The 12,559-nt window shown below is 65.7% G+C and carries 14 protein-coding genes; 7 read left to right on the top strand and 7 right to left on the bottom strand.

The window, feature by feature from the left end:
- The first annotated feature begins 39 nt into the window (after nt 1–39).
- The 4 genes from GCN78_RS15380 to GCN78_RS15365 all read left to right on the top strand — a co-directional run bounded on the left by GCN78_RS15380 (nt 40) and on the right by GCN78_RS15365 (nt 2,456).
- Entirely contained in the window at nt 40–549 is a 510-nt protein-coding gene (locus GCN78_RS15380) for a MarR family winged helix-turn-helix transcriptional regulator (protein WP_226939660.1), read from the top strand.
- Nucleotides 546–1,292: a HEAT repeat domain-containing protein gene (locus GCN78_RS15375; protein ID WP_152252469.1), complete on the top strand. Its 747-nt coding sequence runs from the start codon at nt 546–548 to the stop codon at nt 1,290–1,292. Before GCN78_RS15380 ends, GCN78_RS15375 begins: the two co-directional genes overlap by 4 nt.
- 18 nt (nt 1,293–1,310) lie before the next feature.
- Nucleotides 1,311–1,676, top strand: a complete 366-nt coding sequence (locus GCN78_RS15370; protein WP_152252468.1) for a DUF6616 family protein — start codon at nt 1,311–1,313, stop codon at nt 1,674–1,676.
- A 189-nt stretch (nt 1,677–1,865) separates the two neighbouring features.
- Nucleotides 1,866–2,456 carry a DUF1287 domain-containing protein gene (locus GCN78_RS15365; RefSeq protein ID WP_152252467.1) on the top strand — a complete coding sequence of 197 codons (591 nt, stop codon included), beginning with the start codon at nt 1,866–1,868 and terminating at the stop codon, nt 2,454–2,456.
- On the opposite strand, the gene pdxR is transcribed toward GCN78_RS15365, so the two are convergent.
- Nucleotides 2,425–3,897, bottom strand: coding sequence for a MocR-like pyridoxine biosynthesis transcription factor PdxR (gene pdxR / locus GCN78_RS15360; RefSeq protein ID WP_152252466.1), 1,473 nt, complete (start codon nt 3,895–3,897; stop codon nt 2,425–2,427). The two genes, GCN78_RS15365 and pdxR, sit on opposite strands and share 32 nt — an antisense overlap.
- A 103-nt stretch (nt 3,898–4,000) precedes the next feature.
- Between pdxR and GCN78_RS15355 the strand changes: the two genes are divergently transcribed.
- On the top strand, nt 4,001–4,441 hold the full coding sequence (locus tag GCN78_RS15355; RefSeq protein WP_152252465.1) for a carboxymuconolactone decarboxylase family protein: 441 nt from the start codon (nt 4,001–4,003) through the stop codon (nt 4,439–4,441).
- Nucleotides 4,442–4,521: 80 nt separating this feature from the next.
- Nucleotides 4,522–4,818 (top strand): hypothetical protein, encoded by a 297-nt coding sequence (locus GCN78_RS15350; RefSeq protein WP_226939653.1) that lies wholly within the window; start codon nt 4,522–4,524, stop codon nt 4,816–4,818.
- Between the two features lie 103 nt (nt 4,819–4,921).
- Here the strand turns inward: GCN78_RS15350 and GCN78_RS15345 are convergent, their stop codons facing one another.
- The gene (locus tag GCN78_RS15345) at nt 4,922–6,109 is read right to left on the bottom strand and encodes a multidrug effflux MFS transporter (protein WP_152252464.1); all 1,188 of its coding nucleotides are present in this window, start codon (nt 6,107–6,109) and stop codon (nt 4,922–4,924) included.
- Between the two features lie 189 nt (nt 6,110–6,298).
- Between GCN78_RS15345 and epsC the strand changes: the two genes are divergently transcribed.
- Nucleotides 6,299–7,237 carry a serine O-acetyltransferase EpsC gene (epsC, locus tag GCN78_RS15340; protein WP_152252463.1) on the top strand — a complete coding sequence of 313 codons (939 nt, stop codon included), beginning with the start codon at nt 6,299–6,301 and terminating at the stop codon, nt 7,235–7,237.
- An 88-nt stretch (nt 7,238–7,325) separates the two neighbouring features.
- Here epsC and GCN78_RS15335 read toward each other — a convergent pair whose 3' ends face one another.
- The 5 genes from GCN78_RS15335 to GCN78_RS15315 form a co-directional block, all read right to left on the bottom strand.
- Nucleotides 7,326–7,805, bottom strand: a complete 480-nt coding sequence (locus GCN78_RS15335; protein WP_152252462.1) for an META domain-containing protein — start codon at nt 7,803–7,805, stop codon at nt 7,326–7,328.
- Between the two features lie 79 nt (nt 7,806–7,884).
- The gene (bla, locus tag GCN78_RS15330) at nt 7,885–8,781 is read right to left on the bottom strand and encodes a subclass B3 metallo-beta-lactamase (protein WP_152252461.1); all 897 of its coding nucleotides are present in this window, start codon (nt 8,779–8,781) and stop codon (nt 7,885–7,887) included.
- Nucleotides 8,782–8,867: 86 nt separating this feature from the next.
- The gene (locus GCN78_RS15325) at nt 8,868–10,259 is read right to left on the bottom strand and encodes an LLM class flavin-dependent oxidoreductase (RefSeq protein WP_152252460.1); all 1,392 of its coding nucleotides are present in this window, start codon (nt 10,257–10,259) and stop codon (nt 8,868–8,870) included.
- A 3-nt stretch (nt 10,260–10,262) separates the two neighbouring features.
- On the bottom strand, nt 10,263–11,090 hold the full coding sequence (locus tag GCN78_RS15320) for a MetQ/NlpA family ABC transporter substrate-binding protein (protein WP_152252459.1): 828 nt from the start codon (nt 11,088–11,090) through the stop codon (nt 10,263–10,265).
- A gap of 21 nt (nt 11,091–11,111) precedes the next feature.
- Complete coding sequence (locus GCN78_RS15315) at nt 11,112–12,326, bottom strand: acyl-CoA dehydrogenase family protein (protein ID WP_152252458.1); 1,215 nt, start codon at nt 12,324–12,326, stop codon at nt 11,112–11,114.
- Nucleotides 12,327–12,559: the final 233 nt, after the last annotated feature.

Genomic DNA, 12,559 nt, shown 5'->3' with positions numbered 1-12,559 from the left:
TGACATTTGATATGGCGCCATATTATATTGCGCCATATGATAAAACTCGAACAAAAATACACGGCCTTGCTGGGCGACGTGCAGCGCCGCGCCAGCGGTCTCGACATGGCGCAGTCCACGGCGCGCTTGCGCCTGTGCTTTGAAGTGCTGGGCCTGGCCTCGGCCATCGATGGCGATTGCGCCACGCGCCTGGGCCGGCATGGCTTGTCGGAAGGTAAGTTCGTCTTGCTGTCCCTGCTGCGCGACGTGCCCGAGGGACTCTCGCCGCACGCACTGGCCGAGCGGGCCGGCGTGACGCGCGGCACCATCACGGGCTTGCTCGACGGCCTGGAACGCGATGGTTTCCTCGCGCGCCATCCTGACCAGGTCGACCGGCGCAAGCTGCTGGTGCGCCTGAGCGCCAAGGGAGAAGCGGCCGCCGCGACCCTGGTCGATGAACATGCGCAATGGATCGCCAGCCTGTTCGCCGATTTCACGCCGGACGAAATGCAGCTATTGAGTGCGCTGCTGGACAAAGCCTGGCGCAAGACGGACCGGGGGGCTGTATGAGCCGTGGCGTCGCCGACATCGCGCCCGCGCGGCTGGCCCTGCTGAACGGGGGCAGCGTGGCCAGCGCCACTCTGACGGAAGGGCTGGCCATCGATTTCGCCCAGTTGCTGTCCGCCGCCGTGCCGGGAATCGGCGCCGCCCGCCTGGAGCGGATGCGCGCGCTGGAAGCGGCCGGCATCACCAAACGCATGGCGTTGGCGGCGCAATTGCTGCTGGAGGCCGACGTTGATCTGGCGCAATTGCAAGCGCATGCGTCCGACACGGTCCGTGGCTGGGTCTGCTTTGCCATCGCCGCCCAGACTGGCTTGACCTTGCCGCAACGGCTGACGGCCATGCGGCCGCTGGCCGACGATGGCCACTTCGGCGTGCGCGAATGGGCCTGGCTGGCGCTGCGACCCCATCTGGCGGAGAGCCTTGACGAGGCGATTGCCTTGCTGGCGCCATGGACGGCGGACCCGTCGGAACGCCTGCGCCGTTTCGCCTGCGAAGCGCTGCGCCCGCGCGGCGTGTGGTGCGCGCATCTCGTCCGCTTAAAAGAAGAGCCGCAGCTGGGTTTGCCCCTGTTGCTGCCCCTGCGCGCCGACCCGGCCGTCTACGTGCAGGATTCCGTGGCCAACTGGCTCAACGATGCGGCCAAGAGCCGGCCGGACTGGGTGCGCGGCCTGTGCGCGCAATGGCTGCTGGAAAGTCCCGCTGCCGCCACCCTGCGCATCTGCAAGCGCGCCCAACGCTCGATTTCTTGACTTTTTTGGAGGAAAAACATGCATTACTTGTTGGAACTGTACAGCCCGAAACCCGCCTGGCTGGCCCTCGACGGCGGCGCGCGCCAGGCGTATTTCGATAAGGTGGGCGCCGGCATGGCGGCCTTGTCCGGCAGCGGCGCCGAAGCGCTGGCCATGGGCGCCATCGATGGCGGCAAGCTGCATGCCGCTGCCCAGCAATTCTATGCCGTCTGGCGCTTCCCGGACGAGGCGGCGCTGGACGCCTTGCTGGCAGGCATCGCCGCCACGGGCTGGCATGATTATTTTGACACCGTCAATGCGGCGGGACCGGCCGTGGATTTCCCCACCCACCTGGCGCAACTGGCAGGCGTAAGTAATCCTCAGGAAAATATTGTGAATTTATGACGAACAGAACCGGATGCTATGCAAGGCGCCCGCTGCGACGCAGTGCGAGCACTGCTAGCAGCGGGCAACGCCGCAGAGCGCCGGTTATGGAAGTCAGAAATCACAATAATTTATTGGGGGTTACTTAGCGTCCGACGTTTTTCCTGCCGTTACGGTAGAGTTGGCATTTCCATCCGACTATCGACGTTGATGCCAATCAAACCGCTCTCCATCCTCGTGCTTGCGCTGGCGCCCATGCTGGCGTTGGCTGTCCCTGCCACTCCGCAAGCCCTCGTCGCCGCCGCCCGCAAGCAGGTAGGCGTGACGGTGCAGTACGATCCGCGCTATGAACGGCTCGCCTATCCGGGCGGCGACGTGCCGCTCGAGCGGGGCGTGTGCACGGACGTGGTGGTGCGCGCCTACCGCCAGCTGGGGCAGGACTTGCAGGTGCTGGTGCACGAAGACATGCGCAAGGCGTGGCAGGTGTACCAGCAGCAGGGACGCTGGCAGATGAAGGGGCCGGACCGCAATATCGACCACCGCCGCGTGCCGAACCTGGGCACTTACTTTGCCCGTCACGGCACCAGCCTGCCGCCGGCCAAGGAGGCCAGCGCCTACCGCGCGGGCGACATCGTCACGTGGCGTTTGCCGCGCAACCTCACGCACATCGGCATCGTCAGCGACAAGCAGTCGTGGAGCGGCGTGCCGCTCATCATCCACAACATCGGCGAGGGCGCGCGCGAGGAAAATATTTTATTCAGCTATCCGATCACGGGGCACTATCGTTGGCAACCCCGTTGACTGGCAGGGGCGCGATCTTCTGCAGTATCGCCAGCACCTTGGCCAGCGCCGTGTCGATATCGAGCCTGTCGATGGCGCCATAGCCGAGGAACAGGCCCTCATGGCGGGCGGGCCCATGGTAGAAGCTGGCCAGCGCATACAGGCTGACGTCGGCCTGGCGCGCGCGGCGCAGCAATTGCGCGATGTCGAGCGGCGCCTGCGCCAGCGCCGCCACGTGGAAGCCGGCGCTGGCCGGCACGAGGCGGAACCACGGCGACAAGGGGCCGTTGAACCAGTGCTGCAGCCGCTCGCGCCGTCCCGCGTAGATGTCGTGGCAGCGGCGGATGTGGCGCAGCAGATGGCCATCGTCGATGAACTTGGCCAGCGCATGCTGGCCCATGCTGGCCGTATGGCAATCCGTCAGGTATTTCACCGTTTCCACGGCGGCCACGAGGGCTTGCGGCAGCACCGCATAGCCGAGGCGCAATTCCGGCAGCATGATCTTGGAAAAGCTGCCCACGTGCGCGACGACGCCGTAGCGGTCCATGCTTTGCAGGGAATCCTCGGGCCGGCCTTCGTAGCGGAAAGCGCTGTCGTAATCGTCCTCGATGATGATGGCGCCCAGCTGCCGCGCCCGTTCCAGCAAGGCATGGCGGCGCGCCATGCTCATCGGCATGCCGAGCGGAAATTGATGTGCGGGCGTGACGTAGATCAGCCGCGTGCCGTCCGGGATGTGCGCGACGACCAGGCCATCCTCGTCCACTTCGACGCCCACCACGCGCGCGCCCTGGCTGGCGAACACGGCGCGCGCCACCGGGTAGCCGGGTTCTTCCACGGCCACCGTGTCGCCTGGCTCCAGCAGGGTCAGCGCGAGCAGGTGCAAGGCTTGCTGCGCGCCGCTGGTGACGAGCACTTGTTCCTCGGTGCAATGGATGCCGCGGCTGAAGGCGGCATGGCCGGCGATCGCCGCGCGCAATGACGGCAAACCGGCGACGGGGCCGTAGCGGCCGCGCGCCTGGCCACCCTGGCGCAGCGCGTGCAGCATGCAGGCGCGCCATTCATCCTGCGGGAAGTGCGCGGGCGTGGCGCGCCCGCCGATGAAGGCGTAGCGCGCCGGTTCTTCCTGGCTGGCGCGGCGCAAGGGCGTGGGCGTCGCTTCCCAGCGGGCGATGCGTTGCGCGCTGGCCAGCGGCGTGCTGGCGTGGCGGCGCTGCGGCGAGGCGTGCGGCGTCTGCACGAAGCTGCCCACGCCGACTTTGCCGACCAGCAGCTTTTCATAACCGAGCTTGTCATACACGTCGGACACGGTCTTGCGCGACAGGCCCAGCTGGCTGGCCAGCAGGCGCGAGGGCGGCAATTGCTGGCCGTCCGTCAGCCGGCCCGAGCGGATGGCCTCGCTGAGCTGGCGGTACAGCTGGCCGCCCAGGTCGCGCGTGCCGTCGATCAGGATATGTAATTCCATGGAGTATCTGTTGGTGGTCTGCCGTTTTTCGGCAGGATTGGCCTGCCGCGCGCGCTATGCGCGCTTCTACAATGGTGCATCTCTACTCATCAAGGAATGCATCATGACACAGCAACGACTCGATTTTACACAAGCTTCGCCCGACGCCGTCAAGGCCATGTACGCGCTGGAAGCGGCCATCGCCAAACTGGGCGTGGAACACGCGCTGCTCGAACTGATCCGCCTGCGCGCCTCGCAAATCAACGGCTGCGCCTTTTGCGTGGACATGCACACGAGCGATGCGCGCAAGGCCGGCGAAACGGAGCGCCGCCTGTACGCCGTGTCCGTCTGGCGCGAAACGCCGTTCTTCACGCCGCGCGAGCGCGCCGTGCTGGCCTGGACGGAGGCGCTGACCCTGCTGCCGCAGAATCACGCTGCGGACGCGGACTATGCGGCGCTGGCGGAGCAATTGACGCCGGCGGAAATGGTCAACGTGACCCTGGCCATCGGCTCCATCAATACCTGGAACCGCCTGGCCGTGGGTTTCCGCAAGATGCCCGAATAAATCCTGTGTTCGTTCGCGAACAGACGCCTGGCTGTTCCCTGGGTAGTCTGGCAAGACAACTTGTCAGCGAGGGAACGGCCATGGAAGTCAATGTGAGCGAAGCAATGGAAAAGACCCCGGAACAACTGGAAGAGGCGCGCCGCGAATTCGTCGCCGAACTGTGGCGGCGCTTTGAAGCCTTGCAGGAATGGGCCGTCAGCCACTGGCCCGACCAGCAGCATCCCTTGAGTTCGGCCGACTTCGTCGAATCGCGCAAGGAAATATTGAGCCTGCGTTCGCCGGCCGGTTCCTTGAACCAGCCGGCTACGCGCGATGCGGCAGAGCCGGAGCAGGGCGGGGCGCAGTATATTGACGTGACCCCCGCGCCCTGGCCTTGATTAAATGCTGGGGTCAGACCCGCCGGGGGATAGCACCCCAATGGGGCGCTATCCGATCGCGAGCGACTGACCCCGGTTTTTTACCGGGTTGGTATGCGTGACTTTACTTCGCTGCGACTTCCGCCGAACCACCCTGCGCAAACACCCAGCACAATAAACTCACCAACAGTCCCGCCATCACGCCATACGCCAGGTTCAGCGCGCTGTCGAACAGCAGCGGCGCCACCAGGCCCGACACCAGCGCGAACAGCAGCATCTGGATGAACGATTGCATCGACGAGGCCAGGCCGCTGTTGTTGGGGAAGTGGTTCAGCGCCATCAGGGTCATCGGCGGCATGGCGATCGACAGGGCGAACGAGTAGAAGAACAGCGGCAGCACGGCCCACGGCACTTCGGCGGCAAACACGTAGTTGTAGCCGATGTTGGCCAGCGCGGCCACCAGCATCAGGATGAAACCGGCCCAGATCATCTGGCGCTGGCTGTAGCGGTGGGCGATCTTCGCCGACAGGGCCGAGCCGAACACCATGCCGCTGATCAGGGGAATGAACAGCCAGGCGAATGCCGTCTCCGGCAGGTGCAGGATGTCGATGATGAAGTAGGCGGCCGAACCGATGTACAGGGCGAAGCCGCCAAAGGCGGCGCCGATGGCCGTCGACAGCAGCAGGAACTGGCGGTGGCACAGTACATTCCAGTAATTGACGGCGATGTCGCCCAGGTGGAAGGCGTGGCGCTGCTCCTTCGGCAGGCTTTCCGGCAAGGCGCGCCAGACGACGACGAACATCAGCACGCCGAAGGCCGTGAGAAACCAGAAGATCCAGCGCCAGCCCAGGCCCACCTGCAGCCACCCGCCCAGCACGGGCGCGATGGCCGGCGCCAACGCGAACACCATCATGATGTGCGAGAGGATTTTCTGCGCGGCGGCGCCCGAATAGCGGTCTTGCACGATGGCGCGGCCGATCACGGAACCGGCGCCGGCCGAGAGGCCCTGCAGCACGCGCCAGGCCAGCAGCCAGCCCAGCGACGGCGCCAGCGCGGCGCCCACGGAGGCGACCACATACAGCACCAGCGAGACGAGAATCACGGGACGGCGGCCGAAGGAGTCGGACAGGGTGCCGTAAAACAGCATCATGAAGGCGAACGTGAACAGGAAAAAGCTCAGGGTTTGCTGCACCAGCAAGGGGCTGGCATTGAAATCGTGCACGATGGCGGGGAACGACGGCAAATAGGTGTCAATTGCAAGCGGTCCGACCATCGCCAGGCCCGCCAAAATCCAGGTTAATAATTTAGTCATGTTGAAGAGTGTTTTTGTTAGTCCGTCATTTTACGCTAGTGACCGGAATCGGGTTTGGCGCCGACCTGGTTTGCCATCCATATACGTTTTTCGTATATGGAAGCTTGAAATTCTTCGTTTGCATCGCGTGCCGCCGCCGTTAAGCTGGGGCGACCCGGCCTGTTTGCCGTTTTCTGGAAGTGATCCGCCATGCACAGCATTTATCCCGCGGCGCCCGCCGACGAGTCGGCCCAGTGGAACCTGGGACCCGTGATCCAGGCCTTGCGCAGCTCGCGCGAAGACAAGCACAAGATCCGCCATAACGGCAGGGTGCGCGAACTGCCGTCGCGCGAAGCGCTCACCACCATCGTCAACGGCCTGTCGGCGGCCCTGTTCCCCACGCATTACGGGCGGCCCAACCTGACGGACGAAAGCATCGATTATTTTGTCGGCGACACGCTCAATACCACCCTGAACCGCCTCAGCGAACAGGTGCGGCGCGGCCTGCTGTTCTCCGTACCGGCCGGCGATGAGGGCGAGGGCGCCAGCGACGATGCGGCCCTGGCGCAGCAGGCGCGCGACATCACGCGCGCCTTCGCCGCCAGCCTGCCCGACATCCGCGCCCTGCTGGTGTCGGACGTGCAGGCCGCCTACGCGGGCGACCCGGCCGCCACCTCGGTGGCCGAGATCATGCTGTGCTACCCGGGCACCATCGCCATTTTGTACCATCGCCTGGCGCACCGCCTGCACGCGCTGGGCGCACCGTTCCTGGCGCGCCTGATCGCCGACATCGCGCATACCCTGACGGGCATCGACATCCATCCGGGCGCGCACATCGGCGCATCCTTCTTCATCGACCATGGCACGGGCGTGGTGATCGGCGAGACGGCCATCATCGGCCAGCGCGTGCGCCTGTACCAGGCCGTCACTCTGGGCGCCAAGCGTTTTCCGGCGGACGCTTCCGGTGCGCTGATCAAGGGTACGCCGCGCCACCCCATCGTCGAGGATGACGTGGTGATCTACGCGGGCGCGACCGTGCTGGGGCGCATCACCATCGGCGCGGGATCGACCATCGGGGGGAATGTGTGGCTGACGCAGAGCGTGCCAGCGAATAGCAATGTATCGCAGGCGCAGATGCGCAACGACTGAAGAGTGGCCGAGAAAACGTCCATGACGGCGTTGCAGCGCCTTGCCCTGAACGTTTTTCGGGCACTCTTCACATGCGGGAGTGCGGGTTTTACTTCACCGTCAACGCTTCATAGCGCGCCACGGGCACGCCATCCTTCAGCAGCAGCAATTCCTGGTCGGCGTAGCGGTAGCCATTGACTTCGCCCAGGGTGGTCAGGAGCAGGCGCTCGAGTTCCATGTCCTGCGGCTGGCACATCATCATGGTGCCGGCCAGCTGCGAGAAGGCCAGGGTGCTGACGCCATCGCTGGTGTAGCCGCCCATCATCTGGTTGCAGCCGCTGTTGCCGCTGGCGCGGCCTTCGGCCAGCATCAGGGTCACGTCGCGCTGCTCGGGCGCCTTGCGTACCACTTGCTTGCCCTTCAATTCCTTCAGCTTCCACTGCGTGCCCGTCAGCTTGGGCGCCGGCTTGGCGGGCGACGTGGCGCCTGGCGCGGCGGCGGCTGCATCGCTGCGCACGGGCGTTTGCGCGCAGCCGGCGGTGATGGCGACGATGGCGGCGAGGGGAATCAGTCTGGCGAGTTTGAACATGGCATTTCCTGGTTAACGTGATGGGTATAGCCGCCAGCGTAGCAGATTGGCGCCACGCCAGCGTGCACGGTTGACAAGCTTATTCCTGTTTTTCCTGTTCCAGGCGCGCCTCGAGCACGGTGCGCGCCGCCGCCGCGTAGGCGCGGCAGGCCTGCGGGTCGACAAAGGCATCGCTGCCAGCCGTGGCGCTCGCTTCCAGCCGTTCCCACAATTGCGATGCTTCCGGATGGGCCGAAACGAGCACGTCGCACGGCAGTTTTTCCAGGGTCTCGAAGCTGCGGCGCAAGTCCGCCACCGCGTTCGGATACTCGCTGCTGGCGCTGAACTTGAAGCCGGGACGCGAGACGGCGTTGAGGCTGTCCGCGTAGACCATGTTCAGGCAGCGGGGGCCGTCGCAGGACTCCCACGTCCAGCTCAAGCCGCCGGGCGTGTGGCCCGGCGTGGCGTGCGCCGTCACCGTGATGGGGCCGACATGGAAACGGCTGCCGTCGCGCGCCAGGCGCATGTCCTTCACGGGCGGGTACTTGGGCAGCGCATGGTATTGCGGGTCGTCCGGTCCCACTTCGCCCGACGCCAGGTCCAGCGCGGCCGACGGGCTGGCGGCCACCAGCGCATTGCTGCGCCGCTGCAGCTCGGCCAGTCCGCCCGCATGGTCGATATGGCCGTGCGAATTGAGGATCAGTTTCACGTCTTCGATGCGAAAGCCCAGCGCGCCGATACTGGCGATGATCTTCGGCGCCGACTCCGGCAAGCCGCCATCGATCAGCACATGGCCTTGCGGCGACGTCACCAGCACGGAACTGAGGCCCTTCACGCCCACGTAATAGGTATTGCCGAAGATGCGGAACGGCGCCTGGTCGGCGTTCCAGGCGGCGCAGACGTCGCAGCCTGGCGTTGGCGGCGTGGCCAGCGCCGGTGAACCATAACCGGCCAGCAGCAGGCCCAGGGCCAGCGCGCGTAGGGGAGTGGGGGGCATTGCATTCCTTATCCGTGTTGCCAAGGTGGCGTATGCTGACACGGAACGGGACTGGATGCAAATGCCCGCGGGGACGCGGGCGGCGTTCAGGCCGCAGCGAGCGTGGCCTCGCCTGGCGCGATGCTGACCTGGCGCCCTGCGTGATCGGCCGGCAGGCGCGGGCCCTGGCCAAACACCTTGTGGCGCAGGGTGCCTTCCTCATAGGCTGTGCGGTAGCGGCCGCGCCGCTGCAGCTCCGGCACGATGTGGGCCACCACGTCGGCCATGCTGTCGTGCGCCACGGCGAAGGCCAGATTGAAACCGTCGACGCCCGTCGCGTCGATCCAGCTTTCCAGCTGGTCGGCGACCTGGCGCGCATCGCCCACCAGCACCGGGCCGCGTCCACCGAGGCCGATGTATTCGGCCGCCTCGCGCACCGTCCACGTGCGGTCCGGGTCGGCCTGGCTGAACGAGGCCAGCGCCGAGCGGCCGGCCGGCGAATCGATGTACTCGATGGTGGCGTCGAGCGGGTAGCGGCTGAAATCGACGCCCGTCCAGCCGGACAGCAGCACCAGCGCCGCCTCGATGTCCACGTGGCGCAGGTAATCGGCATGCTTGGCGCGCGCTTCTGCTTCCGTGGCGCCCGTGATGACCAGCGCCTGCGCGTAGATCAGCAGCGCGTCGCCATCGCGCCCGCCTTGCCGCACGGCGGCGCGCAGGTCGTCGGCGTAGCGCTTCACCACCGTCTTGCTGGGGCCACTGACGAAGGTCGCCTCCGCGTGGCGCGCCGCGAAGCGCGTGCCGCGCGGCGAGGTGCCCGCCTGGTACAGCAGGGGCGTGCGCTGCGGCGACGGCTCGCACAGATGGATGCCGGGCACCTGGTAGTGGCGCCCGGCATGGTTGATCGGATGGACTCGGGCCGGATCGGCGTAGATGCCGCGCGCCTTGTCGTTGACGACGGCGTCGTCGTCCCAGCTCTTTTCCCACAGCTTGTAGACGACGTCCAGATATTCGTCGGCCAGGTCGTAGCGTTCGTCGTGGCCCAGTTGCTGGCTCAAGCCCAGGTTGCGCGCCGCGCTGTCTAAATAGCCTGTGACGATGTTCCAGCCGATGCGCCCTTTCGTCAGGTGGTCGAGCGTGGACATGCTCCGCGCGAACGTATACGGATGCTCGTAGGTGAGGGCGCAGGTGACGCCAAAGCCCAGGTGCGTGGTGGCCTGCGCCATGATGGGCACGAGCGCCAGCGGGTCGTTCAGCGGCACCTGCACGCCGTGTTCCAGCGCCGCATCGAGGCTGCCCCGGTACACGTCATACACGCCCAGCACGTCGGCCAGGAACACCGCGTCGAACAGGCCTTCTTCCAGCAGCCGCGCCAGTTCCGTCCAGTGGGCGGGATCGGTATAGCGGTGGCTGCGGTCGCGCGCATGCGTCCACAGTCCCGGCGACTGGTGGCCCACGGTATTCATCTGGAAGGCGTTGAAGCGTATCGTCTTGGCCATGGCTTATTTCGCGGCAGTCTGCAACGCTTGCTGGTAATCGGGTTTCGAATAACCGGCAAAGTGTTTATTGGTGATGTCGAGGAATTCACGCGAGCGGTAGGCGGCCGCCAGGTCCTTGGCGAACTGCTTGTCCTTGTCCGCCGTGCGCACGGCCACCAGGTTGATGTAGTTGGGCGAGATTTTCTCGGCCACCAGCGCATCCGTCAGTTTCAGTCCCGACGCCAGCGCGTAATTGCCGTTGATGAAGGAGTAATCGGTGTCGCCCAGCGAACGTGGCAGTTGCGCCGCTTCCAGCGGCAGCAGCTTGATTTTCTTCGTGTTGACGGCGATATCCTTTTCCGACGCGCGCACGGGGTCGAAGTTGGCGCGCAGCTTGATCCATCCCAGCTGGTCGAGCAGCACCAGCGCGCGCGCCTGGTTGGTCGGGTCGTTCGGCAAGCCCACCGTCGTGCCTTCCTTCACGTCGTCCAGGCTCTTGTGCTTCTTGCTGTAGATGGCGATCGGCGCCGTGGGGATGGTGATCAGGTCCGTCAGGGCCAGCTTGTGCTCCAGCGCGAACTTCTTCAGGTAGACGATGTGCTGAAACACATTGGCGTCCAGCGACCCCTCGGCCAGCGCGAAGTTGGGCTGGATATAGTCGTTGAATTCCACCAACTTGACCTTGTAGCCCTGTTTTTCCAGGATAGGCTTGATGCCCAGCTTGATCTGGTCCGCGTACGGCCCGGCGCTGGTGCCGATGGTGATGTCTTTCGGATCCTTGGCGTGGGCGAAGCCGCTGGCCAGTGCCAGGGTCAGGGCGGTGAGGAGGATGCGGCGGCGGGCGATGGTCATGGTGGCTCCTTGGTGGTTGAATTACGAGTACGCCGTCGGCTCGGGCAGCGTGCCAGTCAAGGCAAAGCGTCCCAGGTCGCGCAGCTTGTAGTCGACGGGGTCGTGCAGGGTGTGCACGCGCACGTTGCGCCAGTAGCGGTCGAAGCCGTATTGGGCCGAGGTGGAGCGGGCGCCCGTCAGTTCGAACATCTGGCTGCTGATTTCCAGGCCCGCCTTGTGCGCCAGGCACTTGGCTTCGGCGACGGCGACGGCCAGCAAGCCCCGTTCGCGCGCCGTCACCAGCGCGCCCTTGCGGAATACGGTTTCCAGTTCCTGCGCCGCCGCATCGGCCAGCACTTGCGCGGGGCGCAGCAAGAGCCACAGCTGGCCGTAGCGGTGCTGGATCAACGGGTCGTCCGTTGCCTGGTCCACGCCCGAGGCAAACCAGGCTTTCGCCTGCTCGCCCGTGTAGCGGCGCGCCGCCTCGAACGCGCCTTCGGCGATGCCCAGATAGAGATTGCTCATGATCAGTTGCGCGATCTGCGAGCGCACGGTGGCTTGCGGCGTGGCTGCCTGGCCCGGCGCCTGCAGCACCAGCTCGTGGGGCAGGGTGACCGCCTTGAAATGCACATTGCCGCTATCCGTCTGGCGCTGGCCGAAGGCGTCCCAGTCCGCCTGCACGGTCACGCCATCCCCGCGCGTGGGCAGGGCGGCGATCAGCGCCGTCTGCGTGGGCGCGTGCCAGGCCGAGACGGTGAGCCAATCGGACCCCACGGAACCGGAAGAAAAGCTCTTGATGCCGTCGAGGATGAAGCCGTCGTCGCTGTCGCTGGCCGTGACTCTTTTGTCGAGGGGATTCAAGGCATTGCCCCAGAACAGGCGCTCGTCGACGGTCAAGGTGAGCAGGCGGCGCTGCTGTTGCGCGCTGCCGTACAGCTGCAGGCCGGCCAGCTGCAAATGGTGGAAGCCGAAGACATGCGCCAGCGCGCTGTCGGCCCGCGCCAGGATGCGGATCACCTGATACACGAGGGGCCAGGACGCGCCCTGGCCGCCGAATTCCACGGGGATCGACAAGGTCAGCAAGCCTGAATCGCGCAGCCATGCGCGCTCCTGCGCCGCGTGGCCGCCGGCCCGGTCGCGGGCATTGGCCGTTTCGGCCAGGCGCGCGGCCAGCTTTGTGGCGACGCGGATGGCGTCCTGCAGGGGTTCCGGCACAGGCGACCGGGGACGGGCGGCATGGAGAAAAGCGCTAGACATGAGTGAATTTCCAGAAAGACGATGAGGCCGATATTGCACCGCCAGGCGCGCGCCGTACACGAAGAAAACCGCGCATGGATATGCGAAAAAAGCCGCGCGGGGAGCGGCGCCTTCGCTTGCGGGGTGTCAGGCCCGGATAGTCAAAAAACGCATATCGAAGCGCGAAAGCATTCGTTTTACACGGCCGCTGATGGCGATAGGCTGCAAGCATCCGAGCAACGCCACTTTCGACA

Origin of the sequence: Janthinobacterium rivuli (genome assembly GCF_009208735.1) — a bacterium.
Classification (GTDB): domain Bacteria; phylum Pseudomonadota; class Gammaproteobacteria; order Burkholderiales; family Burkholderiaceae_D; genus Janthinobacterium.
This window is presented reverse-complemented; position numbering and strand designations above follow the sequence as displayed.

What these genes read in the sequence shown, in the direction of transcription:
- GCN78_RS15375 (WP_152252469.1), top strand. Translation starts at nt 546, where the DNA reads ATGAGCCGTGGCGTCGCCGACATCGCGCCCGCGCGGCTGGCCCTGCTG.
- GCN78_RS15370 (WP_152252468.1), top strand. Translation starts at nt 1,311, where the DNA reads ATGCATTACTTGTTGGAACTGTACAGCCCGAAACCCGCCTGGCTGGCC.
- GCN78_RS15365 (WP_152252467.1), top strand. Translation starts at nt 1,866, where the DNA reads ATGCCAATCAAACCGCTCTCCATCCTCGTGCTTGCGCTGGCGCCCATG.
- pdxR (WP_152252466.1), bottom strand. Translation starts at nt 3,897, where the DNA reads ATGGAATTACATATCCTGATCGACGGCACGCGCGACCTGGGCGGCCAG.
- GCN78_RS15355 (WP_152252465.1), top strand. Translation starts at nt 4,001, where the DNA reads ATGACACAGCAACGACTCGATTTTACACAAGCTTCGCCCGACGCCGTC.
- GCN78_RS15350 (WP_226939653.1), top strand. Translation starts at nt 4,522, where the DNA reads ATGGAAGTCAATGTGAGCGAAGCAATGGAAAAGACCCCGGAACAACTG.
- GCN78_RS15345 (WP_152252464.1), bottom strand. Translation starts at nt 6,109, where the DNA reads ATGACTAAATTATTAACCTGGATTTTGGCGGGCCTGGCGATGGTCGGA.
- epsC (WP_152252463.1), top strand. Translation starts at nt 6,299, where the DNA reads ATGCACAGCATTTATCCCGCGGCGCCCGCCGACGAGTCGGCCCAGTGG.
- GCN78_RS15335 (WP_152252462.1), bottom strand. Translation starts at nt 7,805, where the DNA reads ATGTTCAAACTCGCCAGACTGATTCCCCTCGCCGCCATCGTCGCCATC.
- bla (WP_152252461.1), bottom strand. Translation starts at nt 8,781, where the DNA reads ATGCCCCCCACTCCCCTACGCGCGCTGGCCCTGGGCCTGCTGCTGGCC.
- GCN78_RS15325 (WP_152252460.1), bottom strand. Translation starts at nt 10,259, where the DNA reads ATGGCCAAGACGATACGCTTCAACGCCTTCCAGATGAATACCGTGGGC.
- GCN78_RS15320 (WP_152252459.1), bottom strand. Translation starts at nt 11,090, where the DNA reads ATGACCATCGCCCGCCGCCGCATCCTCCTCACCGCCCTGACCCTGGCA.
- GCN78_RS15315 (WP_152252458.1), bottom strand. Translation starts at nt 12,326, where the DNA reads ATGTCTAGCGCTTTTCTCCATGCCGCCCGTCCCCGGTCGCCTGTGCCG.